The sequence below is a fragment of the Vibrio sp. SALL6 genome (genome assembly GCF_002002385.1).
GTDB classification, from domain to species: domain Bacteria; phylum Pseudomonadota; class Gammaproteobacteria; order Enterobacterales; family Vibrionaceae; genus Vibrio; species Vibrio parahaemolyticus.
The window spans coordinates 25,069-49,498 of sequence record NZ_MQVK01000036.1 but is presented as its reverse complement, the minus strand read 5'-3'; the positions used below and the strand labels follow the sequence as shown (position 1 = coordinate 49,498).

24 protein-coding genes are annotated in these 24,430 nt (G+C 47.4%); 17 read left to right on the top strand and 7 right to left on the bottom strand.

The genetic code is table 11. The features are described 5' to 3' along the window. The first annotated feature begins 54 nt into the window (after positions 1–54). The 15 genes from mioC to glmU all read left to right on the top strand — a co-directional run bounded on the left by mioC (position 55) and on the right by glmU (position 13,842). Entirely contained in the window at positions 55–489 is a 435-nt protein-coding gene (mioC, locus tag BIW15_RS21065) for an FMN-binding protein MioC (RefSeq protein ID WP_005458506.1), read from the top strand. 474 nt (positions 490–963) lie between these two features. After that, positions 964–2,859, top strand: coding sequence for a tRNA uridine-5-carboxymethylaminomethyl(34) synthesis enzyme MnmG (gene mnmG, locus BIW15_RS21060; protein WP_005481156.1), 1,896 nt, complete (start codon positions 964–966; stop codon positions 2,857–2,859). Next, on the top strand, positions 2,859–3,494 hold the full coding sequence (gene rsmG / locus BIW15_RS21055; protein WP_077281574.1) for a 16S rRNA (guanine(527)-N(7))-methyltransferase RsmG: 636 nt from the start codon (positions 2,859–2,861) through the stop codon (positions 3,492–3,494). Before mnmG ends, rsmG begins: the two co-directional genes overlap by 1 nt. A 10-nt stretch (positions 3,495–3,504) precedes the next feature. After that, on the top strand, positions 3,505–4,278 hold the full coding sequence (locus BIW15_RS21050) for a ParA family protein (RefSeq protein WP_005458453.1): 774 nt from the start codon (positions 3,505–3,507) through the stop codon (positions 4,276–4,278). Positions 4,279–4,301: 23 nt separating this feature from the next. Beyond that, positions 4,302–5,183 carry a ParB/RepB/Spo0J family partition protein gene (locus BIW15_RS21045; protein ID WP_077281573.1) on the top strand — a complete coding sequence of 294 codons (882 nt, stop codon included), beginning with the start codon at positions 4,302–4,304 and terminating at the stop codon, positions 5,181–5,183. A gap of 190 nt (positions 5,184–5,373) precedes the next feature. Continuing rightward, positions 5,374–5,763, top strand: a complete 390-nt coding sequence (locus BIW15_RS21040) for a F0F1 ATP synthase subunit I (protein ID WP_005458481.1) — start codon at positions 5,374–5,376, stop codon at positions 5,761–5,763. An 8-nt stretch (positions 5,764–5,771) separates the two neighbouring features. Further along, positions 5,772–6,584: a F0F1 ATP synthase subunit A gene (atpB, locus tag BIW15_RS21035; protein WP_005458499.1), complete on the top strand. Its 813-nt coding sequence runs from the start codon at positions 5,772–5,774 to the stop codon at positions 6,582–6,584. 55 nt (positions 6,585–6,639) lie between these two features. Beyond that, positions 6,640–6,894, top strand: coding sequence for a F0F1 ATP synthase subunit C (gene atpE / locus BIW15_RS21030; RefSeq protein ID WP_002540812.1), 255 nt, complete (start codon positions 6,640–6,642; stop codon positions 6,892–6,894). Positions 6,895–6,965: 71 nt separating this feature from the next. Next, positions 6,966–7,436 carry a F0F1 ATP synthase subunit B gene (gene atpF / locus BIW15_RS21025; RefSeq protein ID WP_005458451.1) on the top strand — a complete coding sequence of 157 codons (471 nt, stop codon included), beginning with the start codon at positions 6,966–6,968 and terminating at the stop codon, positions 7,434–7,436. 14 nt (positions 7,437–7,450) lie between these two features. Beyond that, positions 7,451–7,984, top strand: coding sequence for a F0F1 ATP synthase subunit delta (gene atpH / locus BIW15_RS21020; RefSeq protein WP_005481164.1), 534 nt, complete (start codon positions 7,451–7,453; stop codon positions 7,982–7,984). Positions 7,985–7,997: 13 nt separating this feature from the next. Beyond that, on the top strand, positions 7,998–9,539 hold the full coding sequence (gene atpA, locus BIW15_RS21015) for a F0F1 ATP synthase subunit alpha (RefSeq protein ID WP_005457301.1): 1,542 nt from the start codon (positions 7,998–8,000) through the stop codon (positions 9,537–9,539). A 44-nt stretch (positions 9,540–9,583) separates the two neighbouring features. Further along, positions 9,584–10,450, top strand: coding sequence for a F0F1 ATP synthase subunit gamma (gene atpG / locus BIW15_RS21010; protein ID WP_005457304.1), 867 nt, complete (start codon positions 9,584–9,586; stop codon positions 10,448–10,450). Positions 10,451–10,485: 35 nt separating this feature from the next. Next, positions 10,486–11,889, top strand: coding sequence for a F0F1 ATP synthase subunit beta (gene atpD, locus BIW15_RS21005; RefSeq protein WP_005481178.1), 1,404 nt, complete (start codon positions 10,486–10,488; stop codon positions 11,887–11,889). Positions 11,890–11,907: 18 nt separating this feature from the next. Continuing rightward, complete coding sequence (locus BIW15_RS21000; protein WP_005456027.1) at positions 11,908–12,330, top strand: F0F1 ATP synthase subunit epsilon; 423 nt, start codon at positions 11,908–11,910, stop codon at positions 12,328–12,330. Between the two features lie 150 nt (positions 12,331–12,480). Continuing rightward, complete coding sequence (gene glmU / locus BIW15_RS20995) at positions 12,481–13,842, top strand: bifunctional UDP-N-acetylglucosamine diphosphorylase/glucosamine-1-phosphate N-acetyltransferase GlmU (RefSeq protein ID WP_077281572.1); 1,362 nt, start codon at positions 12,481–12,483, stop codon at positions 13,840–13,842. Positions 13,843–13,917: 75 nt separating this feature from the next. Here glmU and BIW15_RS20990 read toward each other — a convergent pair whose 3' ends face one another. Continuing rightward, on the bottom strand, positions 13,918–14,658 hold the full coding sequence (locus BIW15_RS20990; RefSeq protein WP_005456023.1) for an amino acid ABC transporter permease: 741 nt from the start codon (positions 14,656–14,658) through the stop codon (positions 13,918–13,920). Positions 14,659–14,773: 115 nt separating this feature from the next. On the opposite strand from BIW15_RS20990, the gene BIW15_RS20985 reads away from it, so the two are divergent. Beyond that, positions 14,774–15,550: a transporter substrate-binding domain-containing protein gene (locus BIW15_RS20985; RefSeq protein WP_024703791.1), complete on the top strand. Its 777-nt coding sequence runs from the start codon at positions 14,774–14,776 to the stop codon at positions 15,548–15,550. A 57-nt stretch (positions 15,551–15,607) separates the two neighbouring features. On the opposite strand, the gene punC is transcribed toward BIW15_RS20985, so the two are convergent. Then, on the bottom strand, positions 15,608–16,813 hold the full coding sequence (gene punC, locus BIW15_RS20980) for a purine nucleoside transporter PunC (RefSeq protein ID WP_077281571.1): 1,206 nt from the start codon (positions 16,811–16,813) through the stop codon (positions 15,608–15,610). A 154-nt stretch (positions 16,814–16,967) separates the two neighbouring features. Here punC and punR point away from each other — a divergent pair, with 154 nt between their 5' ends. Then, positions 16,968–17,870 (top strand): DNA-binding transcriptional activator PunR, encoded by a 903-nt coding sequence (punR, locus tag BIW15_RS20975; RefSeq protein ID WP_025605020.1) that lies wholly within the window; start codon positions 16,968–16,970, stop codon positions 17,868–17,870. A 102-nt stretch (positions 17,871–17,972) separates the two neighbouring features. Here the strand turns inward: punR and ilvA are convergent, their stop codons facing one another. From ilvA to ilvG, 5 genes are read right to left on the bottom strand one after another with little or no spacing between them, the layout of a single operon-like run. Beyond that, positions 17,973–19,520 (bottom strand): threonine ammonia-lyase, biosynthetic, encoded by a 1,548-nt coding sequence (gene ilvA / locus BIW15_RS20970; protein WP_029795615.1) that lies wholly within the window; start codon positions 19,518–19,520, stop codon positions 17,973–17,975. A 2-nt stretch (positions 19,521–19,522) separates the two neighbouring features. After that, entirely contained in the window at positions 19,523–21,364 is a 1,842-nt protein-coding gene (gene ilvD, locus BIW15_RS20965; protein WP_077281570.1) for a dihydroxy-acid dehydratase, read from the bottom strand. Between the two features lie 14 nt (positions 21,365–21,378). Further along, positions 21,379–22,317 (bottom strand): branched-chain-amino-acid transaminase, encoded by a 939-nt coding sequence (gene ilvE, locus BIW15_RS20960; protein WP_015297538.1) that lies wholly within the window; start codon positions 22,315–22,317, stop codon positions 21,379–21,381. A gap of 12 nt (positions 22,318–22,329) precedes the next feature. Next, positions 22,330–22,614, bottom strand: coding sequence for an acetolactate synthase 2 small subunit (ilvM, locus tag BIW15_RS20955; RefSeq protein ID WP_005378958.1), 285 nt, complete (start codon positions 22,612–22,614; stop codon positions 22,330–22,332). Between the two features lie 10 nt (positions 22,615–22,624). Beyond that, positions 22,625–24,271 carry an acetolactate synthase 2 catalytic subunit gene (gene ilvG, locus BIW15_RS20950; protein ID WP_005497439.1) on the bottom strand — a complete coding sequence of 549 codons (1,647 nt, stop codon included), beginning with the start codon at positions 24,269–24,271 and terminating at the stop codon, positions 22,625–22,627. Positions 24,272–24,430: the final 159 nt, after the last annotated feature.

Here is a 24,430-nt window from a genome sequence, read left to right as displayed (position 1 = left end):
GGACACATCCATTCGCGACTCACATCGTGTCCATTGCATTCAAAAGGAAGAAGTATGATCCACATTATTACAGGTAGCACTCTTGGTGGTGCGGAATACGTCGGTGATCACCTGAGCGATCTGCTCGTTGAACAAGGATTTGAAACCACGATCCACAACCAACCGTCATTGGACGAGATCGATAACCAAGGGACTTGGCTTGTGATCACCTCCACCCACGGTGCGGGGGAATATCCAGACAATATTCAACCTTTCATCGCAGCATTGCAAAATACGCCACCTAAGATGGCCGACGTAAAGTTTGCAGTCATTGCGATTGGTGATTCGAGCTACGATACGTTCTGCGCTGCCGGTAAGCACGCTTACAACTTGTTAGAAGATATTGGCGCAACGCCGATTGCAGATTGCTTGTTGATTGATGTACTGGCTCATGACGTCCCAGAAGATGCTGCAGAAGCATGGTTAAAAGAGAATATCGAGCGCTTTTAACCCCAGACTCATCTCTTACAGAGTCGCAATGCGGCTCTGATTTCCCCTCTGTGAATAACCTTCCGTAGAAAAAATCTTTTCAACCGAACAAAAAACACCCAAACCGTCTGTGGATAAGTCAGGTAAGATCCAGTGGTTTTCCTTTAGTTATCCAAATAACAACTTTGATCTATTTTAGCCCCTGTGTATAAACCCCATTTTTGATCCCAGGTAATCCTCGATCAGATCCAACCATGATCACAAGATATGATCCAAAGAAGATCCATGATCTTGTTGATCATTTTTCACTTATCCACAGAAGTGGTCGATCCTAATAATAGATCCAATAAAAGATCATATATATAGATCTTATATATATTTATCTTGAAGCCTAAAACGGAAAAACGAGAAAACGATTTTCTCTCTGGCATAAAGCAGGTAAAATACTGCTCCTTTATCTGTCCATTAAATCCTTTGAATACCTGAGGTCAGTTCATGCTTTATCACGAAAACTTTGACGTCATTGTTGTCGGTGGCGGACACGCAGGAACGGAAGCCGCGCTCGCATCTGCACGCACAGGACAAAAAACTCTTCTCCTTACCCATAACATCGATACATTAGGCCAGATGTCTTGTAATCCGGCGATTGGTGGTATCGGTAAAGGCCACTTAGTAAAAGAAGTGGATGCTATGGGCGGTTTGATGGCAGAAGCTATCGACCATGCAGGTATTCAATTTCGTACACTAAATGCTTCGAAAGGTCCTGCAGTACGAGCTACTCGAGCTCAAGCCGATCGCGCTCTGTACAAAGCGTACGTACGCAACGCATTAGAAAACGCGCCAAACCTAACTCTGTTCCAGCAATCGGTTGATGATCTGATTGTTGAACAAGATCGTGTTGTTGGCGTTGTGACTCAAATGGGTCTTAAGTTCCATGCCAAAGCGGTTGTGCTGACCGTAGGTACCTTCCTGGGTGGTAAGATCCACATTGGTATGGAAAGTTCTTCAGGCGGTCGCGCTGGGGATCCACCATCGATCGCATTGGCGGATCGCTTACGTGAGTTGCCATTCCGAGTGGATCGTCTAAAAACGGGAACACCACCACGTATTGATGCTCGCACGGTTGATTTCTCAGTGCTAGAAGCGCAACACGGTGACAACCCAACACCAGTTTTCTCATTCATGGGTAAGCGCGAACACCATCCGCGTCAAATTCCTTGTTTCATTACGCATACCAATGAACAAACTCATGAAGTGATCCGCAATAACCTAGATCGTAGCCCAATGTACGCAGGTGTGATCGAAGGAATTGGCCCACGTTACTGTCCGTCTATCGAAGACAAAGTGATGCGCTTTGCGGATAAGAACAGCCACCAAATTTTCATTGAACCTGAAGGTCTTACCACGCACGAGTTATACCCGAATGGTATTTCCACCAGCTTGCCGTTTGATGTTCAAGTTCAAATCGTTCGTTCAATGAAAGGCTTCGAGAACGCACACATTGTTCGTCCTGGTTACGCGATTGAGTACGATTTCTTCGATCCACGTGATTTGAAGCAAACTTACGAGACTAAATTCATCAGTGGTCTATTCTTTGCTGGCCAAATCAACGGTACAACAGGCTACGAAGAAGCTGCGGCACAAGGCTTAATGGCGGGCTTGAACGCAAGCTTGTACAGCCAAGGCAAAGAAGGCTGGAGCCCGCGCCGTGACCAAGCATACATGGGCGTTCTGATTGATGATTTGTCGACCATGGGTACCAAAGAACCGTACCGCATGTTCACTTCTCGCGCGGAATACCGCCTATTGCTTCGAGAAGACAACGCCGACCTTCGTTTGACTGAAAAAGCTCGTGAACTTGGCTTGATTGATGATGTTCGTTGGGCGCGTTTCAACGAAAAAATCGAGAACATGGAAACCGAGCGTCAGCGTCTGAAGTCTACTTGGGTAAACCCGAACTCGGCGGGCATTGATGAACTGAACAAACTGCTGAAAACGCCAATGGCGCGTGAAGCAAGTGGTGAGGATCTTCTGCGTCGTCCAGAGATCTCATACTCACAATTGACTCAACTTGATGCCTTTGCTCCTGCTCTTGAAGATCAACAAGCGGCAGAACAAGTAGAAATTCAGGTGAAATACGACGGTTACATCAAGCGTCAGCAAGAAGAGATCGAAAAATCACTTCGCCACGAACACACAAAACTGCCTGCGGATTTGGATTACAAAGACGTAAAAGGTTTGTCGAACGAAGTGGTCGCGAAACTGAGCGAAGCCAAACCGGAAAGTATTGGCATTGCCTCGCGTATTTCCGGCATCACGCCTGCCGCGATTTCAATTCTTCTTGTGCATCTGAAAAAGCACGGCTTGCTGAAAAAAGGTGAGGAAGAGTAATGAGTGCACTACGAACCAAGCTTGATTCACTGATTGCACAGACCGATTTAGACGTTTCAGAAAAACAACGAGAGCAGTTAGTCGGTTACGTCGAGCTGCTCGATAAGTGGAACAAAGCGTACAACCTAACTTCGGTTCGCGATCCTCTAGAGATGTTAGTGAAACATATCCTTGATAGCATCGTGGTCGGCACGCATCTGCAAGGTGAACGTTTTATCGATGTGGGCACCGGCCCAGGATTACCAGGTATTCCTTTGGCGATCATGCATCCGGAGAAAACATTCTTTCTGCTCGATAGCCTCGGTAAGCGCATCCGTTTTATCAAGCAAGTTGTCCACACGTTAGGTTTGAAAAACGTGACACCAATTCAAAGTCGCGTCGAAGAATTCCAACCGGAAGAAAAATTTGATGGCGTTTTGAGTCGAGCTTTTGCTTCAATGACGGACATGGTGGAATGGTGTCACCATTTGCCGAAAGAACAAGACGGCGTCTTTCTTGCGTTGAAAGGACTGCACCCTAAAGATGAAATGGATCTGCTTCCTGAATGGTGTAGTGTGACCGAGATCATATCTTTAGCTGTTCCTGAGTTGGAAGGCGATCGTCATCTAGTAATCTTATCGCGCAAGGAAAATTAGCGAGGTAGTCGTGGGTAAAATTGTAGCAATCGCCAACCAGAAAGGTGGGGTCGGCAAAACAACAACGTGCATTAACTTAGCGGCTTCGATGGCGGCAACAAAGCGCAAGGTTTTGGTGATCGATCTCGACCCTCAAGGCAATGCTACGATGGCCAGTGGTGTCGACAAATACATGGTTGATGCCACCGCATACGATCTTTTGGTGGAGGAAACCCCATTTGATCAAGTGGTCTGTACTCAAACGACAGGGAAGTACGATCTAATTGCTGCCAACGGAGACGTAACGGCAGCTGAGATCAAATTGATGGAAGTGTTCGCACGAGAAGTTCGTTTGAAAAACGCACTGTCGACAGTTCGCGATAACTATGATTTCATCTTTATTGATTGTCCTCCTTCTCTAAACCTTCTTACAATCAATGCTATGGCTGCAGCCGATTCTGTGCTGGTGCCGATGCAATGTGAATACTTTGCGTTAGAAGGTTTAACTGCTCTTATGGATACGATCAGCAAGTTAGCGGCTGTGGTCAACGAAAACCTCAAGATTGAAGGTTTACTGCGTACGATGTACGACCCGCGCAACCGCCTGTCTAATGAAGTATCCGACCAACTTAAAAAGCACTTTGGCAATAAAGTCTACCGTACTGTCATCCCGCGTAATGTGCGTTTGGCAGAAGCCCCAAGTCACGGTAAACCAGCGATGTACTACGACAAGTACTCAGCCGGCGCCAAAGCGTATCTTGCTCTAGCGGGCGAAATGCTCCGCCGCGAAGAAATCCCAGTTTAACTCTAACCTAAGGAATTCAATCCATGTCTAAGCGTGGTCTAGGAAAAGGACTGGATGCGTTGTTGTCGACCAGTTCGTTTGCTCGTGAAAAACAGCAAATTGCATCGCAAAGCCAAGCCTTGTCAGCAGACGGTGAACTCACTGAATTAGCCATTGGCCAATTACAGCCGGGGATCTACCAACCGCGTAAAGATATGGCACCTGAAGCGCTTGAAGAATTAGCGGCTTCTATTCAATCGCAAGGCATTATCCAGCCGATCGTGGTTCGTCAGGTTGTTGGCGGACAGTTTGAGATCATCGCTGGCGAACGCCGCTGGCGTGCCGCGAAACAAGCAGGCCTGAAACGCGTGCCTTGCTTGGTTAAGAAAGTTGAAGACCGCGCAGCTATTGCTATGGCTTTGATCGAAAACATTCAGCGTGAAGACTTGAATGTGATTGAAGAGGCGCAAGCATTGGAGCGTCTACAAGATGAGTTCTCGCTAACGCATCAGCAAGTGGCGGATGTGATTGGTAAGTCAAGAACTACCGTGAGTAACTTGTTGCGTCTCAACCAATTGAATGCCGACGTTAAACGCTTGGTGGCGGAGAAACAACTTGAAATGGGGCATGCTCGTGCGCTGCTGGCACTGGAAGGTGAACAGCAAGTCGAAGTGGCTCAAATGGTGGCTAAAAAGCAAATGACGGTTCGACAAACCGAACAGTTAGTAAAAAAGTGCTTAGCCCCACAAAATGAGCAAAAAGCTCAACAAGAAGATACCGAAGCCGAGCAAATGTCGCATAAATTGAGTCAACTACTTGATGCGAAGGTTTCCTTAAGCCGTTCTGCAAACGGAAAAGCGAAGTTGACGATAAGTATTGATGAGCCTCACAAATTAGACCAACTAATTGCCAAGCTAGAGGCCTAGATGAGATAATTGATTTAGGTCAATTAATCTAATTAATCGAATTTTGTGCGAAAGTTGTCGTTTTGTAAACAAAACTGTAAGTTTTTGATGCAATATAATTGCATTAACTCCGACTGAACGTATAATTTTCGCCAATTTCCCTGCACATAGAGAATTAGTGCGAAGTGGATATTACTAGAGGTACGAATACATGGTAGCTGCGTTAGCTAGACCAGGACGAGAGCTCGCAAGGCAATTGTTAATGATCCAGTCTGGCGCGGTTATTTTTGTGGCAGCAGGAATGGCGGTAGCCGTAAATCCTGAATGGGGAATTTCAGCGTTGATTGGTGGTGGCATCTTTGTTGTCGCCAATGCAGTATTCGCGCTATGTGCTTTTATGTTTAGTGGGGCTCGCGCTGCCAAGCGCATCGCTGCGTCCTTCTACACGGGCGAAGTACTGAAAATTCTCATCACGGTTGCACTGTTCTACGTTGCCTACATGTATATGCAGGTGGAACTCGTTCCCCTCAAACTAACCTATTTGCTGGTACTAGGTATTAATATCTGTGCACCAGTGCTATTCATTAACAACAAAAAATAGGATGAGTTATGGCTGCGCCAGGTGAAGCGCTAACATCGTCCGGATACATTGCCCACCACCTTTCTAACCTATCGCTGTATAAGTTAGGCTTAGTAGGGTCGGAGACAAGTTTCTGGAACGTACATATCGATAGCCTGTTTTTTTCTTGGTTTACTGGTTTAATCTTCCTCGGAATTTTTTACAAAGTAGCAAAGAGAACAACAGCGGGTGTACCGGGTAAGCTTCAGTGTGCTGTAGAAATGATCGTTGAATTTGTCGCCGATAACGTCAAAGACACGTTCCATGGACGCAACCCACTGATCGCGCCTTTAGCACTGACTATCTTTTGTTGGGTATTTTTGATGAACGTGATGGACTTAGTCCCGATCGACTTCTTACCATACCCAGCAGAGCATTGGCTAGGTATTCCTTACCTTAAGGTCGTACCTTCTGCTGATGTGAATATCACCATGGCTATGGCTCTAGGCGTTTTCGCATTGATGATCTACTACAGCATCAAAGTGAAAGGTCTAGGTGGATTCGCAAAAGAACTTGCACTACATCCATTCAATCACCCACTGATGATTCCGTTTAACCTACTGATCGAAGTGGTATCGCTGCTTGCGAAACCTCTTTCACTTGGTATGCGTCTATTCGGTAACATGTTTGCGGGTGAGGTTGTATTCATTCTTTGTGCGGCAATGCTACCATGGTACTTACAATGGATGGGTTCACTACCGTGGGCAATCTTCCATATCTTGGTTATTACGATTCAAGCCTTCGTATTTATGATGTTGACAATTGTTTACCTGTCAATGGCACACGAAGACTCTGATCATTAATTTTTTAAGCTTTTTATTTGGGCACTAAGCCAACAACTATAAATTGGAGATAGTAATGGAAACTTTACTGAGCTTTTCTGCAATCGCCGTAGGTATTATCGTCGGTCTTGCTTCTCTTGGTACAGCGATTGGTTTCGCACTACTAGGTGGTAAATTCCTAGAAGGTGCAGCACGTCAACCAGAAATGGCTCCTATGCTACAAGTTAAGATGTTCATCATCGCAGGTCTACTTGATGCGGTTCCAATGATCGGTATCGTAATCGCGCTACTATTCACATTTGCAAACCCATTCGTTGGTCAACTAGGTTAATCACCTTTAACTCGGGACAAGCTTTAGCTTGTCACTGATTAACACTAAGTCCAAATAGAGGGGTAGCTGTTGTGAACATAAACGCAACTCTGCTAGGTCAAGCAATCTCGTTCGCACTATTTGTGTGGTTCTGCATGAAGTATGTATGGCCACCATTGATGCAAGCGATTGAAGAACGTCAGAAAAAAATTGCTGATGGTCTTCAAGCAGCTGAACGTGCTGCTAAAGACTTGGATCTAGCACAAGCCAACGCTTCTGATCAGTTGAAAGAAGCGAAGCGCACAGCAACTGAGATCATCGAACAAGCGAACAAGCGTAAGTCTCAAATTATTGATGAAGCTCGCGAGGAAGCTCAGGCAGAACGCCAGAAAATCCTAGCGCAAGCGGAAGCAGAACTTGAAGCTGAACGTAATCGTGCACGCGATGAGCTGCGCAAACAAGTTGCTACTCTGGCTGTAGCTGGTGCTGAGAAAATCCTTGAGCGTACAATCGATAAAGATGCGCAAAAAGATATTCTCGACAACATTACTGCAAAACTTTAAGTCTGGGGGCGCATATGTCTGATTTGACTACAATCGCACGCCCCTATGCTAAAGCAGCCTTCGACTTTGCGGTAGATAAGGGCCAGCTAGACCAATGGGGTCAAATGCTGTCTTTTGCTGCTGAAGTTGCCAAAAACGAACAAATGAATGAGCTTCTAACCAGTTCATTCTCTGCTGAAAAAATGGCAGAAATCTTTGTTGCAGTTTGTGGTGAACAAGTTGATGCGCACGGTCAAAACCTTCTTAAGGTTATGGCTGAGAATGGTCGTTTAGCGGCCCTTCCTGATGTTTGTGAGCAATTCTTCATTCTGAAGAAAGAGCATGAGAAAGAAATCGATGTTGAAGTCATTTCAGCATCAGAGCTTTCTGATGAACAACTTGCAAATATTGGCAGCAAACTTGAAGCGCGTCTTGAACGCAAAGTGAAGCTGAATTGCAGTGTAGATGAGACCCTACTTGGTGGGGTTATTATTCGAGCCGGAGACCTAGTCATCGATGACTCAGCGCGTGGTCGTTTGAACCGCCTGAGCGATGCATTGCAGTCTTAATGGGGATTGGAGCATGCAACTTAATTCCACGGAAATTAGCGATCTGATCAAACAGCGTATCGAATCTTTCGAAGTTGTTAGTGAAGCTCGCAACGAGGGTACTATCGTATCGGTAAGCGATGGTATCATCCGCATCCACGGCCTAGCGGACGTGATGCAAGGTGAAATGATTGAATTACCGGGTGGCCGTTATGCACTGGCACTTAACCTTGAGCGTGACTCGGTTGGTGCGGTAGTAATGGGCCCATATGCTGACCTTAAGGAAGGCATGAAAGTTACAGGTACTGGCCGCATTCTTGAAGTGCCAGTTGGTCCAGAACTACTAGGCCGCGTAGTAAACACGCTGGGTGAGCCTATCGATGGTAAAGGTCCAATCGAAGCGAAATTGACTTCACCTGTAGAAGTGATCGCACCAGGTGTAATCGACCGTAAATCGGTAGACCAACCTGTACAAACGGGCTACAAATCAGTTGACTCAATGATCCCTATCGGTCGTGGTCAGCGTGAGCTTGTAATCGGTGACCGTCAGACTGGTAAAACAGCAATGGCGATCGATGCGATCATCAACCAGAAAAACTCTGGTATTTTCTCAATCTACGTAGCAATCGGTCAGAAAGCATCGACTATCGCTAACGTAGTTCGCAAACTAGAAGAGCACGGCGCGCTAGCAAACACTATCGTTGTTGTTGCATCTGCTTCTGAATCTGCAGCGCTACAATACCTAGCGCCATATGCAGGTTGTGCGATGGGCGAATACTTCCGCGATCGCGGCGAAGACGCACTGATTGTTTACGATGATCTATCTAAACAAGCGGTAGCTTACCGTCAGATCTCTCTACTACTAAAACGTCCACCAGGCCGTGAGGCATTCCCAGGTGACGTATTCTACTTACACTCACGTCTACTAGAGCGTGCAGCTCGTGTAAATGAAGAGTACGTAGAGCGTTTCACTAACGGTGAAGTGAAAGGTAAGACTGGTTCTTTGACTGCTCTTCCTATCATCGAAACTCAAGCAGGTGACGTTTCAGCATTCGTACCGACTAACGTAATCTCGATTACCGATGGTCAGATCTTCCTACAAACTGAGCTATTCAACGCAGGTGTACGTCCAGCGGTTGACCCAGGTATCTCAGTATCTCGTGTAGGTGGTTCAGCTCAGACAAAAATCATCAAGAAACTATCAGGTGGTATTCGTACAGCACTAGCTGCATACCGCGAACTAGCAGCATTTGCTCAGTTCTCTTCTGATCTTGATGAAGCAACGAAGAAACAGCTAGACCATGGTCAAAAAGTTACAGAACTAATGAAGCAGAAGCAGTACGCTCCAATGTCTGTATTTGACCAAGCACTAGTTATCTTCGCGGCAGAGCGCGGTTACCTTGATGATGTAGAACTGAACAAAGTTCTAGATTTCGAGGCGGCTCTACTATCGTACGCTCGCGGTCAATACGCTGAATTAGCAGCTGAGATCGACAAGTCTGGTGCTTACAACGATGAAATCGAAGCTCAGTTGAAGAAACTGACTGACGACTTCAAAGCAACCCAAACTTGGTAATTAGGTCGGTGGCAGTTTCTGCCACCAACTAACGGAGAGTAACGATGGCCGGCGCAAAAGAGATACGTAATAAAATCGGTAGTGTTAAAAGCACGCAGAAAATTACGAAAGCGATGGAAATGGTAGCAGCTTCAAAAATGCGTCGCTCTCAAGATGCAATGGAAGCTTCTCGTCCATACGCTGAAACAATGCGTAAAGTGATCGGTCACGTGGCAAACGCAAATTTAGAGTACCGTCATCCGTACCTAGAAGAGCGTGAAGCGAAACGTGTTGGTTACATCATCGTTTCGACAGACCGTGGTCTGTGTGGTGGTTTGAACATCAACGTGTTCAAAAAAGCCGTTACAGACATCCAAACATGGAAAGAGAAAGGCGCTGAAATTGAGCTGGCAGTGATTGGCTCGAAAGCAACAGCTTTCTTTAAACATGGTGGCGCAAAAGTTGCGGCACAGGTTTCTGGCCTTGGCGACAGCCCTAGCCTAGAAGACCTAATCGGTTCTGTTGGCGTAATGCTTAAGAAATACGATGAAGGTGAACTGGACCGTCTATACGTAGTGTTCAACAAGTTTGTGAACACTATGGTTCAGCAACCAACGATCGATCAATTGCTACCTTTGCCTAAATCGGACAGCAAAGAGATGCAGCGTGAGCACTCATGGGACTACATCTATGAGCCTGAGCCAAAGCCTCTACTGGATACGCTATTAGTGCGTTACGTAGAGTCTCAGGTATACCAAGGTGTGGTTGAGAACCTTGCTTGTGAGCAAGCGGCTCGAATGATTGCGATGAAGGCTGCAACGGATAACGCAACCAACTTGATTGAAGATCTGGAACTTGTGTACAACAAAGCCCGTCAGGCTGCGATCACACAAGAACTGTCGGAAATCGTTGGTGGTGCATCTGCGGTTTAAGCTTAGGTAAAACGAAATAGTTTAGAGGATTAACGATGGCTACAGGTAAGATCGTACAGATCATCGGTGCGGTAGTCGACGTAGAGTTCCCACAGAGCGAAGTACCTAGTGTATATGACGCTCTAAACGTAACGGACTCAAAAGAGCGTCTAGTTCTTGAAGTTCAACAACAGCTAGGCGGTGGCGTAGTTCGTTGTATCGTAATGGGTAGCTCTGATGGTTTACGTCGTGGAGTTGAAGTGGTTAACACTGGCGCTCCAATTTCAGTACCAGTAGGTACTAAAACTCTAGGTCGTATCATGAACGTCCTAGGTGACGCGATTGATGAGCGTGGTGAGATCGGTGCAGAAGAGGTTTACTCTATCCACCGTGAAGCACCAAGCTACGAAGAGCAATCAAACGAAACAGCACTTCTAGAAACTGGTGTTAAAGTAATCGACTTGGTTTGTCCATTCGCTAAGGGTGGTAAAATCGGTCTATTCGGTGGTGCAGGTGTAGGTAAGACCGTTAACATGATGGAACTTATCAACAACATCGCACTTCAACACTCAGGTCTATCAGTATTTGCTGGTGTTGGTGAACGTACTCGTGAAGGTAACGATTTCTACTTCGAGATGCAGGAAGCGGGCGTTGTAAACGTTGAGAATCCTGAAGAATCTAAAGTAGCGATGGTTTACGGTCAGATGAACGAGCCACCGGGCAACCGTCTACGTGTTGCTCTGACTGGTCTAACAATGGCAGAGCGTTTCCGTGACGAAGGTCGTGACGTACTACTGTTCGTTGATAACATCTACCGTTACACGCTTGCAGGTACTGAGGTATCAGCACTTCTAGGTCGTATGCCTTCAGCGGTAGGTTACCAGCCAACTCTTGCAGAAGAGATGGGTGTACTACAGGAGCGTATCACGTCAACTAAGCAAGGTTCTATCACGTCTGTACAGGCGGTATACGTACCTGCGGATGACTTGACTGACCCGTCTCCAGCAACAACGTTCGCGCACTTGGATGCAACGGTTGTACTTAACCGTAACATCGCAGCAATGGGTCTATACCCAGCGATCGACCCACTAGATTCAACGTCTCGTCAGCTAGACCCTCTAGTTGTTGGTCAAGATCACTACGACATCGCTCGTGGTGTTCAGCAGACACTTCAGCGCTACAAAGAGCTGAAAGACATCATTGCGATTCTAGGTATGGACGAGCTATCTGAGTCAGATAAGCAAGTTGTATCTCGTGCACGTAAGATTGAGCGTTTCCTAACTCAGCCTTACCACGTAGCAGAAGTATTTACAGGCGACCCTGGTGTTTACGTACCTCTTAAAGAGACTCTACGTGGCTTCAAAGGTCTACTAGCTGGTGAATACGATGACATTCCAGAGCAAGCGTTCATGTACTGCGGTACGATTGACGATGCTATCGAGAATGCGAAGAAGCTATAAGGCTAACTAGGAGGCGATATGGCACCAATAACCTTTCACCTAGACGTAGTGAGCGCTGAGAAACGTATTTTCTCTGGTCGCGTAGAAACGTTTCAGGTGACCGGTAGCGAAGGTGAGCTGGGTATTTTCCACGGCCACACTCCGCTGCTGTCCGCTATTAAGCCTGGTATGGTGCGTATTGTGAAACAGCACGGCCACGAAGAGTTCATTTATGTCTCTGGTGGTATGGTCGAAGTTCAGCCTGGTACTGCTACAGTACTGGCTGATACAGCGATTCGTGGTGAAGATCTAGACGCAGCGAAGGCAGAAGAAGCCAAGCGCCGCGCTGAGGAGAAAATCCAGAATCAGCATGGTGACATGGACTTCGCACAAGCGGCCAGCGAACTGGCTAAAGCCATTGCTCAGCTTCGAGTTATCGAGCTGACCAAAAAGCGTCGCTAAGCTCAATTAGCAACGTTGCATGACAAAAGGCGGCCAAAGCGGTCGCCTTTTTGATTATTTTTAGTTGGAAATTTACTTAATTCCATTAACTATTCAAAAAGAGCTGTTTAAAATAACGGCCAATTAACAGAAAACGTCAATAGGTTATCAATGAAATTCAGTGCTGTGATTCTTGCAGCGGGTAAAGGTACCCGTATGCACTCAAATATGCCTAAAGTGCTACACACTTTGGCAGGGAAGCCAATGGTTAAACATGTTATCGATACTTGTACTGGCCTTGGCGCACAAAACATCCATCTAGTCTTTGGTCACGGTGGTGATCAAATGCAAACCACACTTGCCGATGAGACTGTCAACTGGGTACTTCAAGCGGATCAGCTTGGTACTGGCCACGCGGTGGATCAGGCTTCTCCACGTTTCGAAGACGATGAAAAGATCCTAGTTCTTTATGGTGATGTCCCACTAATTTCTCCTGAAACCATTGAAAACCTACTTGATGCACAACCAACAGGTGGCATCGCGTTACTTACTGTAATGCTCGATAACCCGACCGGTTACGGACGTATCATTCGTAAAAATGGTCCAGTGGTTGCTATCGTTGAGCAAAAAGACGCAAGCGAAGAACAAAAGCAAATTAAAGAGATCAACACTGGCGTAATGGTTGCGACTGGTGAAGATCTGAAGCGTTGGTTGTCAGGCTTAAACAACAACAATGCTCAAGGTGAGTATTACCTAACAGACGTTATTGCTGCTGCGCACGACGAAGGGCGTGCCGTTGAAGCGGTTCACCCAGTGAATGCCATTGAAGTAGAAGGTGTTAATGATCGCGCTCAACTTGCTCGTCTAGAGCGCGCGTTCCAATCGATGCAAGCACAAAAACTACTTGAACAAGGTGTGATGCTACGTGACCCTGCGCGTTTTGACTTACGTGGTGAGCTTCAGTGCGGTATGGATTGTGAAATCGATGCAAACGTGATCATTGAAGGTAACGTATCGCTGGGTGATAACGTGATTATCGGCACTGGTTGTGTGCTGAAAGATTGTGAAATCGACGATAATACTATCGTTCGTCCTTACAGTGTGATTGAAGGCGCAACCGTTGGTGAAGAGTGTACCGTCGGTCCATTCACTCGTTTGCGTCCTGGTGCTGAGCTACGTAACGACGCGCACGTCGGTAACTTCGTGGAAGTGAAAAATGCGCGCATTGGTGAAGGCTCTAAAGCAAACCACCTGACTTACCTTGGTGATGCGGAAATCGGCCAACGCACTAATATCGGTGCGGGCACGATTACGTGTAACTACGATGGCGCAAATAAGTTCAAGACTATCATTGGTAACGACGTGTTTGTTGGCTCTGATAGCCAGCTGGTGGCACCTGTCACTATTGCTGATGGTGCCACTATCGGTGCAGGTACCACATTGACTAAAGACGTGGAAGAGGGTGAGTTAGTGATCACTCGCGTTAAAGAGCGTAAGATCACTGGTTGGCAACGTCCAGTTAAGCAAAAGTAAGCGTTACCTGAGCTTAAAAGCTAAATTATCAAAGCCGCTCCAGTGAGAGCGGCTTTGTCGTTTTTAGTGCAAGTATCAGTAACTGGGAATCGCGATACGCTTTTCTAACCAACGTACTGCTTGAGAAACGAATAGAATGAGCAACAAGTACTCCAGAACCAAGAAGGTATAAATTTCTAACGGTAAGTACTCATTCACCACCAACTCGTTGGCACGTCTCGTTAAGTCACTTAAACCGATTACGCTCACCAGAGAACTCATTTTGAGGACGTAGACAAACTGATTCCCTAACGGCGGTAAAATTTGTCGAAATGCTTGCGGAAGAATCACCAAGCGCATCTTCTGCCAATAATTCAAACCAAGTGATTCTGCCGCTTCATGCTGACCTCGGTTGATCGCTTGAATCCCACCGCGAAATACTTCTGCCATAAACGCACTTTCAGCGATAGTCAGTGCAATTACCCCCGCCCAAAAATGATTGAGAGAGACATCGAGCAGCGTTGGCATGCCGTAGTAAACCCATAAGAGCAACACCAATACTGGGATTGAGCGGATCACCTCAACGTAGATGCGATTCATCCATTTGAGCGTTGGTGAGCGAGAAAGTGCAGGCAACGCAATCAGCAGCCCAAGTGTCATGGCAAAACACATACTCAAGAGTGACACTTGAATGGTGTCATTAAACCCCGCGACTAAAAACTTTAGGTTGGTTATCCCTTGTTCCGTTGACGGGTCGAGTACATACCAGCCCCATTGGTAATCTGAGCAACCCGTTAACAACAGCAGCGAAATCAGCCATAGAGTTCGAAAGGTCACATTTACTCCCTGAATTAACTAAAAAACTTCCATTGTTACTGCTATGTTATCAATGGGGTTGTAATAAAGGTTAATAATTAAACCGTATAAGGTCATTATTTTTAAGGGAATAAAAATGAAAAAGATTTTGTTTGCGCTAGGAATATGTCTGCTTATGGTCACTCAAGTTGTTCATGCTCAGAGCCGTCTTCAAGAGATTCTGGATAAAGGCGTGTTGAGAGTAGGGACGACTGGGGACTGGAATCCGATGACAATGAAAGATCCAGCCACGAACAGTTATCGTGGTTTTGATATTGATGTCACAACTGAGCTTGCTAAAGATTTGGGTGTCAAAGTGGAGTACGTTGCCACCGATTGGAAAACGCTGGTTAATGGCATTACGGCCAACAAGTACGACATCACTGGCAGTGCGTCTTTAAACATGTCGCGTGCGAAGGTGGCTGGTTATAGCCAACCCTATTTCTACTTGGCGTTTGTGCCAGTGGTGCAGAAAAAAGACCTCGCCAAATTCTCGGATTGGGCGGATTTTAATAAACCCGATGTGAAAGTGGCTGCGACGTTAGGTACGGTACAAGAAAAAATGGTGAAAGAGTTCTTCCCATCGGCGCAGCATATTGTGATTGAAGCCCCCGCGCGTGATTTCCAAGAGCTGTTGGCTCGCAGAGCGGATGTGTCTGTGACTTCCAATGTGGAAGCGGCTACGCTGGTGGACAAGTTCAAACAGTTGGCGATTGTGCCAGTGAAAGCTCCTCGCAGACCGACTCCAATAGCCATGTTGTTACCACAAGACGACCAAGTCTGGATTAACTACATCAATCACTGGGTGGAGTTAAAAAAAACACAAGGTTTCTTTAAGCAGACTGCTCAGAAGTGGGGACTGAAAAGTTTATAAATGAAAAGAGCCGCATTACGCGGCTCTTATTATGATCGGATGGACTGAAGTACAGACTTAAAGTTCATCTTCGCTGACGACGCGAGCGTTGTCAGGTGTAGTGAAATGCTTAGATAGTTCACGATTCGACAAAATGTAACCCATCCACAAACCACCCATACAAATGACGATTGCCACGCCCGTAACCATTTGAGCTTGGCTTGCCATCGCGGCAACTAATGCGCTTGATAGGCTGCTCACGGTAATTTGCAGGCTGTTTTGCAAACCAGCTGCGGTTGCAGGGCTTTGCTTCGCACTTGCCAATGCACGGTTTACTACGATTGGGTACAACGCACCATTCGCTACCGCAATCAGACAGAATGGCGCTAGGATTGGCCAGATGGAGGTCAATTCCCACTGCGAAGCTACAAAGATAAGCAACGCGGCAACACTGAATAAACCGATCAACTGACGTAGAATTTTTTCATCACCAAATTTGCGAACACCAACTTTACCTAGGTAACCACCCATCATGAAAGCAATGGTTTGTGGGATAAAGCTCAAACCGATGTCTTTTGCTTCGTAGCCGAGTTGAGACATGATTTCTGGCATACCAGTAAGGTAAGCAAAGAACGCTGCCGACGCGGTTGCGAACATAAACACGTTACCTAGGTAAGTTTTTGAACCTAGTAACGCTTTAATATCCGCAGACATGCTGGTTTGTTTGATTTCGGCTTGTTCGTTCTTTTGTGCCATGGTGGCAGCAACCAGCACCACGCCAACAAGCGTTAATGCGATAAAAATACTGTGCCAACCAAAGCTATCCGCTAAAACCACACCCAGTTGAGGTGCAAGTGCTGGTGATAGTGCCACCAACGGCATGATGGTTGCAAAAATTTGCTGGCTACTGCTGGAGTAACGCTTGATTACCATCGCTTGCCAGATAACCGCAGGAGCACACACGCCGATTGCTTGCACAAAGCGCAGTGTCAGTAGCTGCCAAACTTCATCGCAGAATGCTAAGCCGAATGAGGCAATGGTAAAGAGTACCAGACCTGCGGCCAGCGTATTGCGGTGACCAAATTTATCCGATGCCAATCCCCACATCAACTGACCAAAAGCCATACCTACAAGAAATACGGTCAGAGAAAGTGCGATTTGTTCGGGACCTGTAGCAAAGTCGATTTCCATCGCTTTGAACGCAGGTAAGTACATGTCAGTGGCAACAAAGCCAAGCATGGATAAAGCTGCAAGATAAACGAGCTGTAGTTTTGATATTTTCATGATTCAACCAATCAAATTATTTAATCATTTTTTAATCAATATCAGTTGGCGCCAACCCTGATTTATTTACCTTATTATTCTATTTTTCGATTTTGAGAAAATAAAACGCTAAAATTGTTGGTTATCAATCAAATTTTTTGAAAGGTCAGAAATCATGTTCTCCAAAGCATCATTGGAAATGCTCGATACGGTTGCTCGGTTAGGCAGTTTCACGGCCGCTGCTGAAGTGCTTCACAAAGTTCCTTCGGCGATCAGCTATGGCGTGCGACAGGTAGAGCAGGATTTGGACGTCGTGCTATTTCGCCGCTTACCAAGAAAAGTTGAATTAACACCAGCGGGTGAGCTATTCATGGCTGAAGCTCGCTCGTTACTGCGTCAGATGGAAGAGGTGAAAGCACAAACTCGTCGCGCTGCGCACGGCTGGAAAACAACGCTGAAACTGACGCTGGATAACGTAGTGAAGCTCGAAAAGCTCAAGCCGCTAGTGGAAGATTTTTATCGAGAGTTTGAATTTGCGGAACTGCAAATCAACATGGAAGTCTTTAACGGCTCTTGGGAGGCGATCGCTCAAGGTCGTGCCGACATCGTAGTCGGAGCCACTTCAGCAGTTCCGGTCGGCGGGGATTTCGAAGTGAAAGACATGGGTGTGTTGGATTGGGCGTTTGTCATGTCGCCTGCTCATCCTTGTGTACGTCAGCAGGCTCTCACCGAAGAGTTTGTTAGCCAGTTCCCCGCGATTTGTCTGGATGACACATCGAACGTACTGCCAAAACGACACACAGGTCACTATGCCAAGCAGCGTCGTTTATTATTGCCCAATTGGTACAGTGCGATTGAATGTTTAAAAAATGGCGTTGGAGTCGGGTATATGCCGCGTCATATTGCGATGCCACTTATTCATGAAGGTGTGCTGGTGGAGAAACTGCTGCAAGATGACAAGCCATTGAGCCGATGCTGTTTGGTATGGCGTAAAGATGACGATCATAAGTTGATCCAATGGATGGTGGATTATTTAGGATCACCGAATCAGTTGCATCAAGATTGGTTGCAGTGTTAGTCAAAAGAATCATCCGATCTCAGTATTAGCTCATCACTTGGTCCATGAAACCGTAAATTGGAAACAAAACACCTCGCTGCAGCGAGGTGTTGATAAGGCGAATTAAGACAAGAAAAACTTGTAGGATGGATTATCGGTTTCATCCTTACATTGGTAGCCAAGTTCTCGTAAATGCGTTGAAAATTGGGCTAAATCGCTTTCATCTAACTCGAAACCACATAGAACGCGTCCGTAGTCGGCGCCGTGGTTACGGTAGTTGAATAGGCTGATGTTCCAATGGGTGCCAAGCGTGCTTAAGAACTTCAATAGTGCGCCTGGATACTCAGGAAATTCAAAGCTATAGAGACGCTCTTTCAGCTGTTTAGAGGGCTTGCCACCGATCATGTAACGAATGTGCAGTTTGGCCATTTCATCGTCGGACAAATCCACGACTGGGTAGCCACCTTCGCGTAGATCGCGAATGATGTTATCCAGCTCTTCCTGACCGCCTTGCAGGCGTACACCAACAAAGATATTCGCCAGTTCATCATCGTTGTAACGGTAGTTAAACTCGGTGACAGCGCGGCCGCCAATCAGATTACAGAATTCAAAGAAAGCGCCTTGGCGTTCTGGAATCGTCACGGCTAATAGACCTTCACGCTTCTCACCTAATTCACAACGCTCTGAAACATAGCGTAAACCATGGAAGTTGGTATTCGCGCCAGACAACACCGTGGCAAGGTTTTTGTTTTCCAGTTGGTTTTGCTCAACAAACTTCTTCAAGCCAGCAAGCGCAAGCGCCCCGGAAGGTTCAGCAATCGCGCGAGTATCCTCAAAAATGTCTTTTACGGCAGCGCAGATTTCATCGCTTGAAACCGCCACATGACCATCAATGTATTTCTGACACAAGCGGAACGTTTCTTCACCGATGCGTTTTACCGCCACACCATCGGCAAACATGCTGACTTGGTCGAGCACCACCGGTTCACCAGCATCAAGCGCCGCTTTCAGACAAGACGAGTCTTCCGGTTCGACGGCGATGACTTTGATTTCTGGCATCAGTTGCTTGACCAGAACCGCTACACCAGCCGCCAAGCCTCCGCCTCCAACTGGCACGAAGATGTAGTCGAGATGACCATTTTGCTGCAGCATTTCCATGCCGATGGTGCCTTGACCTGCGATCACCAAAGGGTGGTCGAAAGGAGGCACGAACGTATAGCCATGTAGTTCTGACAAGCGTTCGGCCTCGGCTTTGGCTTCATCAAAGTTGCTGCCGTGCAGCACCACATTGCCACCGAAACTGCGTACCGCATCGACTTTGATGTCTGGTGTGGTTTTTGGCATAACAATCGTGGTTTTGATACCTAGCTTGGTGCCAGACAGTGCCATGCCTTGAGCGTGGTTGCCTGCCGATGCTGCAATCACCCCCGCGGCTTTCTGTGCTTCAGTTAGGCTTGCCACCATATTGTAGGCACCGCGCAGTTTGAACGAGTGTACGGGTTGGCGGTCTTCACGCTTGATCTGTACGTTATTCCCGATACGTGCAGATAAACGAGGCATTTCTTGCAGCGGCGTTACTGTTGCGACTTCATAAACAGGTGCGCGAAGGATTTGGCGCAGATAGTCTGCGCCAGATTGATTCGCTTTTTTTTCGGGTTGAGATTCCATCATGGCTAGCCCTCTAGCTTCGATTTATCTCGTACTGCACCTTTGTCAGCACTGGTTGCCATGCTGGCGTACGCTTTTAGGGCGAAAGACACTTCACGTTGACGATTTGCTGGTTTCCAACCCAGTTCGTCTTGTTTTACGCGGCGCTCTGCAAGTTCCTGTTCAGAGATATCAAGAGAGATGCTGCGATTTGGAATATCAATCGCAATCAAATCGCCGTTTTGAACCAAGCCGATCGCACCGCCATTGGCGGCTTCTGGAGAAGCATGGCCGATAGACAGACCAGAGGTACCACCAGAGAAGCGGCCGTCAGTTAATAACGCACACTCTTTACCTAAGCCCATCGATTTTAGATAAGTGGTTGGGTAGAGCATTTCTTGCATGCCCGGGCCACCTTTTGGACCTTCGTAGCGAATCACAACCACATCGCCCGCTTTCACTTTGCCGCCAAGGATGCCGTCTACCGCATCTTCCTGGCTTTCAAACACTACCGCAGGGCCTGTAAATTTCAGGATGCTTTCGTCCACACCAGCAGTCTTTACAATACAACCATCCAGCGCGATGTTGCCTTTCAGAACGGCAAGGCCGCCATCTTGGCTAAACGCGTTTTCTTTGGTTCGGATACAGCCTTCCGCGCGGTCATCATCGAGGGTATCCCAGCGACAATCTTGCGAGAATGCTTGTGTGGTGCGGATACCCGCAGGGCCTGCACGGTAGAATGATTTCACTTCTTCTGAATCGGTCAGCATGATGTCGTATTTGGCTAGCTGCTCTTCCCAAGTCAGACCTAGTACGGTCTTAGACTGATTGTGCAGCAGACCTGCACGGTTCAGTTCACCAAGGATACCGACAACGCCACCCGCACGGTGTACATCTTCCATGTGGTATTTCTGCGTTGAAGGAGCCACTTTACACAGGTGGGGTACTTGGCGAGACATGCGGTCGATGTCCGTCATATCAAAATCGACTTCACCTTCTTGCGCTGCAGCTAAAAGGTGTAACACCGTATTGGTCGAACCGCCCATTGCGATGTCGAGTGCCATCGCGTTTTCAAATGCGGCTTTGGTCGCGATATTGCGTGGTAGAGCCGTTTCGTCATCTTGCTCGTAGTAGCGTTTGGTGAGTTCAACTATGCGTTTACCTGCATTGATAAACAGCTCTTTACGATCGGCATGCGTGGCCAACAGCGAGCCGTTGCCTGGCTGAGACAGACCCAGAGCTTCTGTCAGACAGTTCATTGAGTTTGCGGTGAACATGCCTGAACACGATCCACACGTTGGGCATGCACTGCGTTCGATCTGTTCGCTTTGTTCGTCAGACACATTTGGATCGGCACCTTGGATCATGGCATCGACAAGGTCTAGCTTGATGATCTGATCTGAAAGCTTGGTTTTGCCCGCTTCCATTGGGCCGCCAGATACGAAAATAACTGGAATGTTGAGACGCATTGACGCCATCAGCATCCCTGGAGTGATTTTGTCACAGTTAGAGATACACACCATGGCATCTGCACAGTGCGCATTAACCATGTATTCGACCGAGTCGGCAATCAATTCACGTGATGGCAGCGAGTAAAGCATGCCGCCGTGACCCATTGCGATGCCATCATCGACGGCGATGGTATTGAATTCTTTTGCGATACCGCCTGCCGCTTCAATCTCTTGAGCAACAAGTTGGCCCAAATCTTTAAGGTGTACGTGGCCTGGTACGAACTGAGTGAATGAGTTCACCACGGCGATGATTGGCTTACCGAAATCTTCGTCTTTTACACCGGTTGCACGCCAGAGCGCACGAGCTCCCGCCATGTTACGACCATGTGTGGTGGTTGCTGATCTATATTTTGGCATTTCTTAAATCCTTCTTACTGCTGCTCTGGGTACACATAGTCTAACCAGCCCCACTTATCTTCCGTGGTGCCGTTAAATAGGCCAAAGTAGGCTTCTTGCAATTCTTTGGTAATCGGACCGCGTTTACCGCTGCCCACTTCAATTTTGTCGATGGTGGCCACAGGCACAACTTCTGCTGCGGTACCGGTCATGAATACTTCATCCGCAAGGTATAGCGCTTCGCGGGCAATGTTAGCTTCACGGACTTCGTAACCTTTATCGCGAGCAATGGTCATGATCGAGTCACGAGTGATGCCCGGTAGGATAGCGCTGGTGGCTGGTGGTGTGGTGATCACGCGATCTTTGATGACAAAGATGTTTTCGCCCGCGCCTTCTGACAAGTAACCGTCAACACTCAGTGCGATACCTTCGTCGTAACCATGACGACGTGCTTCACCACCAACGAGTAGTGAAGAAAGGTAGTTACCACCCGCTTTTGCTGCGGTAGGGATGGTGTTAGGTGCCGCGCGATTCCAGCTTGAAATCATCGCATCCACGCCTTTTTCTAGTGCTTCTTCACCAAGGTATGAGCCCCATGGGAACGCCGCGATGATTAGCTCCATTTCGGTGCCTACTGGAGGACACACACCTAAACCGACATTGCCCACAAATCCCAATGGACGAATGTAAGCGCTGTCGAGTTTGTTTTGACGCAGAGTTTCACGCGTTGCTTCCATGATTTCTTCAACAGAGTATGGAATAGGGAAGCGGTAAATTTTGGCGGAATCTTTTAAACGCTGTGCATGTTCACGGTGACGGAAGACAATTGGGCCTTTTGGTGTGTTGTAGCAGCGTACCCCTTCAAATACCGAGGTGCCGTAATGCATGGCGTGAGTGAGAACATGCACGTTCGCCTCTGCCCATGGAACCATCTCACCATTAAACCAAATGAAATCTGCAGTTTTCGTTGCCATTTGTTGCCTTCCTTATGCACTTACGTGTTGTTGTAAGTTGTGATTTGGCAGTTCATCGTTGCGGATTTTCAGCACCTCAACTTTACGAACGTCCCACAACTTCTCAATTTGATTGATCAAAAACGAGATTGGTCGATCGCTGTCGACGATGATCTCGACGCTGGCTACTTTACTTTCGTGGTTTTGAGTAGCGGCCACCTGTTTGATCACAAAGCCTCGGTGACGAATCACACGTAGAACGCGCTCTAACAGTACCGGTTTGTCGTCGGCTTTGATGTCGAGTAAATATCTGTCCATGTGATGTCTCCTACGTGTTTTCCAACATATCACTGTTTGATGCACCAGGTGGTACAAGTGGCCACACGTTTTCTTCTTCATCAATTAAAACGTGAAGCATGTAAGAAGTTTCGCTCGCTAGCATCTCTTTAAGTGCAGGTTCGACTTCTTCTTTCTTGGTGATGGTTTTGCCCGGAATGTCGAAGGCTTTTGCCAACATCACGAAATCTGGGTTGTCATCAAGAATGGTTTCACTGTGGCGACCGTCGAAAAACAGTGATTGCCATTGGCGAACCATGCCAAGACGTTGGTTGTTTAGGAGAACAATCTTCACTGGAATTTGGCGACGTTTTAGCGTGCCTAGCTCCTGTACGTTCATCATGAATGAACCGTCACCTGTAATAAGGATAGACTGATCATCCGGACGCGCGACTGATGCGCCCATTGCTGCTGGCAAACCAAACCCCATGGTGCCTAAGCCTGCGGAAGTAATGAAGTTTTGCGGATCGCGTGGCTGAATGTGCTGAGCTGCCCACATTTGGTGCTGGCCTACGTCAGTCGAGACTATGGCGCTGTCTGGCATCATGTCAGATAACTGCTTAAGCAGCAGCGGCGCGTAGATAAGTTCGCCAGGGTGGTCGTAACGCCACTTAAAGCCGCTACGCAGACTTTCACTATGGTGAACCCACGATGAGATATCTTGAGTCAGCTCCAATTGAGGAAGAATGGTATTGATGTCGCCTCGCAGTGGTGCGTTTGCGTGGCGAAGCTTATGGATTTCGGCCGCATCGATGTCGATATGAATAACTTTGGCGTGCGGCGCAAAGGTATCTAGTTTGCCCGTCACACGGTCATCAAAACGCGCACCTACGACAATCAACAGATCCGCTTCTTGAACCACAAGGTTGGCCGCTTTGGTACCGTGCATACCCAACATGCCTAAGTAGTGAGGGTCATGGCGTTCAATCGTACCTAAGCCTTTCAGAGTGCTTACCGCTGGCATCGGGTTCAGACGTAAGAACTCTCTCACTGCATCTGTTGCTTTCGCAAGCTGCACACCGCCGCCGACATACAATACCGGGCGAGTGGACGCCGCCAGTACGTCTTGCGCGCGTTTGATGTCTTCAGCGCTGACGTCTTCGATTTCAGGTGCAACGTAAGGTGGCAGTAATTCTGTTGGGGCTTGAGCAAGCTGAACATCTTTCGCAATATCGACAATGACCGGGCCCGGACGACCCGTTTTGGCCACTTCAAACGCTTCGGCTAGCGTAGGGGCAAGATCTTCAATGTCAGTAACGAGATAACTATGCTTAGTACAGGCGAGAGACATACCAATAACATCCATTTCTTGGAACGCATCGGTACCGATATGAGAGCTGGCAACCTGACCTGTGATGGCTACCAAAGGAACGGAATCAAGGAAAGCGTCGGCTAGGCCGGTAACAAGGTTGGTGGCCCCAGGGCCGGAAGTTGCCATGCACACGGCAACATCTTGAGTGGATCGAGCCATACCGATGGCGGCCATGGCGGCCCCTTGTTCATGACGGCATAAGATGTGCTCGACACCCCCGTCATACAAGGCATCATAGATTGGCATGATGGCTCCACCGGGATAACCAAACACCGTCTTGATGCCTTGCTGTCTTAAAGCGGCTACGACAAGTTGTGCACCAGTCATCGTAAACCTCCTTTGCTACGTTGTGGCTCGTAGCGATTGCCATGTGTGTTGCACTTCATGTGCGCTCCCATTCTTCCCGTTAAACTGTCCGAGGGTTAGACAGATGACAACTTGTAGTTGTAAAAAAACCCCCGGACTTTTCAGCGCGGGGGTTTTTTG

Bases quoted from the DNA above. Each gene is read 5' to 3' on its own strand.
- mioC (WP_005458506.1), top strand. From the start codon at position 55: ATGATCCACATTATTACAGGTAGCACTCTTGGTGGTGCGGAATACGTC.
- atpG (WP_005457304.1), top strand. From the start codon at position 9,584: ATGGCCGGCGCAAAAGAGATACGTAATAAAATCGGTAGTGTTAAAAGC.
- mnmG (WP_005481156.1), top strand. From the start codon at position 964: ATGCTTTATCACGAAAACTTTGACGTCATTGTTGTCGGTGGCGGACAC.
- punC (WP_077281571.1), bottom strand. From the start codon at position 16,813: ATGAAAATATCAAAACTACAGCTCGTTTATCTTGCAGCTTTATCCATG.
- BIW15_RS21045 (WP_077281573.1), top strand. From the start codon at position 4,302: ATGTCTAAGCGTGGTCTAGGAAAAGGACTGGATGCGTTGTTGTCGACC.
- ilvG (WP_005497439.1), bottom strand. From the start codon at position 24,271: ATGACTGGTGCACAACTTGTCGTAGCCGCTTTAAGACAGCAAGGCATC.
- atpH (WP_005481164.1), top strand. From the start codon at position 7,451: ATGTCTGATTTGACTACAATCGCACGCCCCTATGCTAAAGCAGCCTTC.
- atpD (WP_005481178.1), top strand. From the start codon at position 10,486: ATGGCTACAGGTAAGATCGTACAGATCATCGGTGCGGTAGTCGACGTA.
- atpB (WP_005458499.1), top strand. From the start codon at position 5,772: ATGGCTGCGCCAGGTGAAGCGCTAACATCGTCCGGATACATTGCCCAC.
- BIW15_RS21000 (WP_005456027.1), top strand. From the start codon at position 11,908: ATGGCACCAATAACCTTTCACCTAGACGTAGTGAGCGCTGAGAAACGT.
- atpA (WP_005457301.1), top strand. From the start codon at position 7,998: ATGCAACTTAATTCCACGGAAATTAGCGATCTGATCAAACAGCGTATC.
- ilvD (WP_077281570.1), bottom strand. From the start codon at position 21,364: ATGCCAAAATATAGATCAGCAACCACCACACATGGTCGTAACATGGCG.
- rsmG (WP_077281574.1), top strand. From the start codon at position 2,859: ATGAGTGCACTACGAACCAAGCTTGATTCACTGATTGCACAGACCGAT.
- ilvM (WP_005378958.1), bottom strand. From the start codon at position 22,614: ATGGACAGATATTTACTCGACATCAAAGCCGACGACAAACCGGTACTG.
- atpE (WP_002540812.1), top strand. From the start codon at position 6,640: ATGGAAACTTTACTGAGCTTTTCTGCAATCGCCGTAGGTATTATCGTC.
- punR (WP_025605020.1), top strand. From the start codon at position 16,968: ATGTTCTCCAAAGCATCATTGGAAATGCTCGATACGGTTGCTCGGTTA.
- ilvE (WP_015297538.1), bottom strand. From the start codon at position 22,317: ATGGCAACGAAAACTGCAGATTTCATTTGGTTTAATGGTGAGATGGTT.
- glmU (WP_077281572.1), top strand. From the start codon at position 12,481: ATGAAATTCAGTGCTGTGATTCTTGCAGCGGGTAAAGGTACCCGTATG.
- BIW15_RS20985 (WP_024703791.1), top strand. From the start codon at position 14,774: ATGAAAAAGATTTTGTTTGCGCTAGGAATATGTCTGCTTATGGTCACT.
- BIW15_RS21040 (WP_005458481.1), top strand. From the start codon at position 5,374: ATGGTAGCTGCGTTAGCTAGACCAGGACGAGAGCTCGCAAGGCAATTG.
- ilvA (WP_029795615.1), bottom strand. From the start codon at position 19,520: ATGATGGAATCTCAACCCGAAAAAAAAGCGAATCAATCTGGCGCAGAC.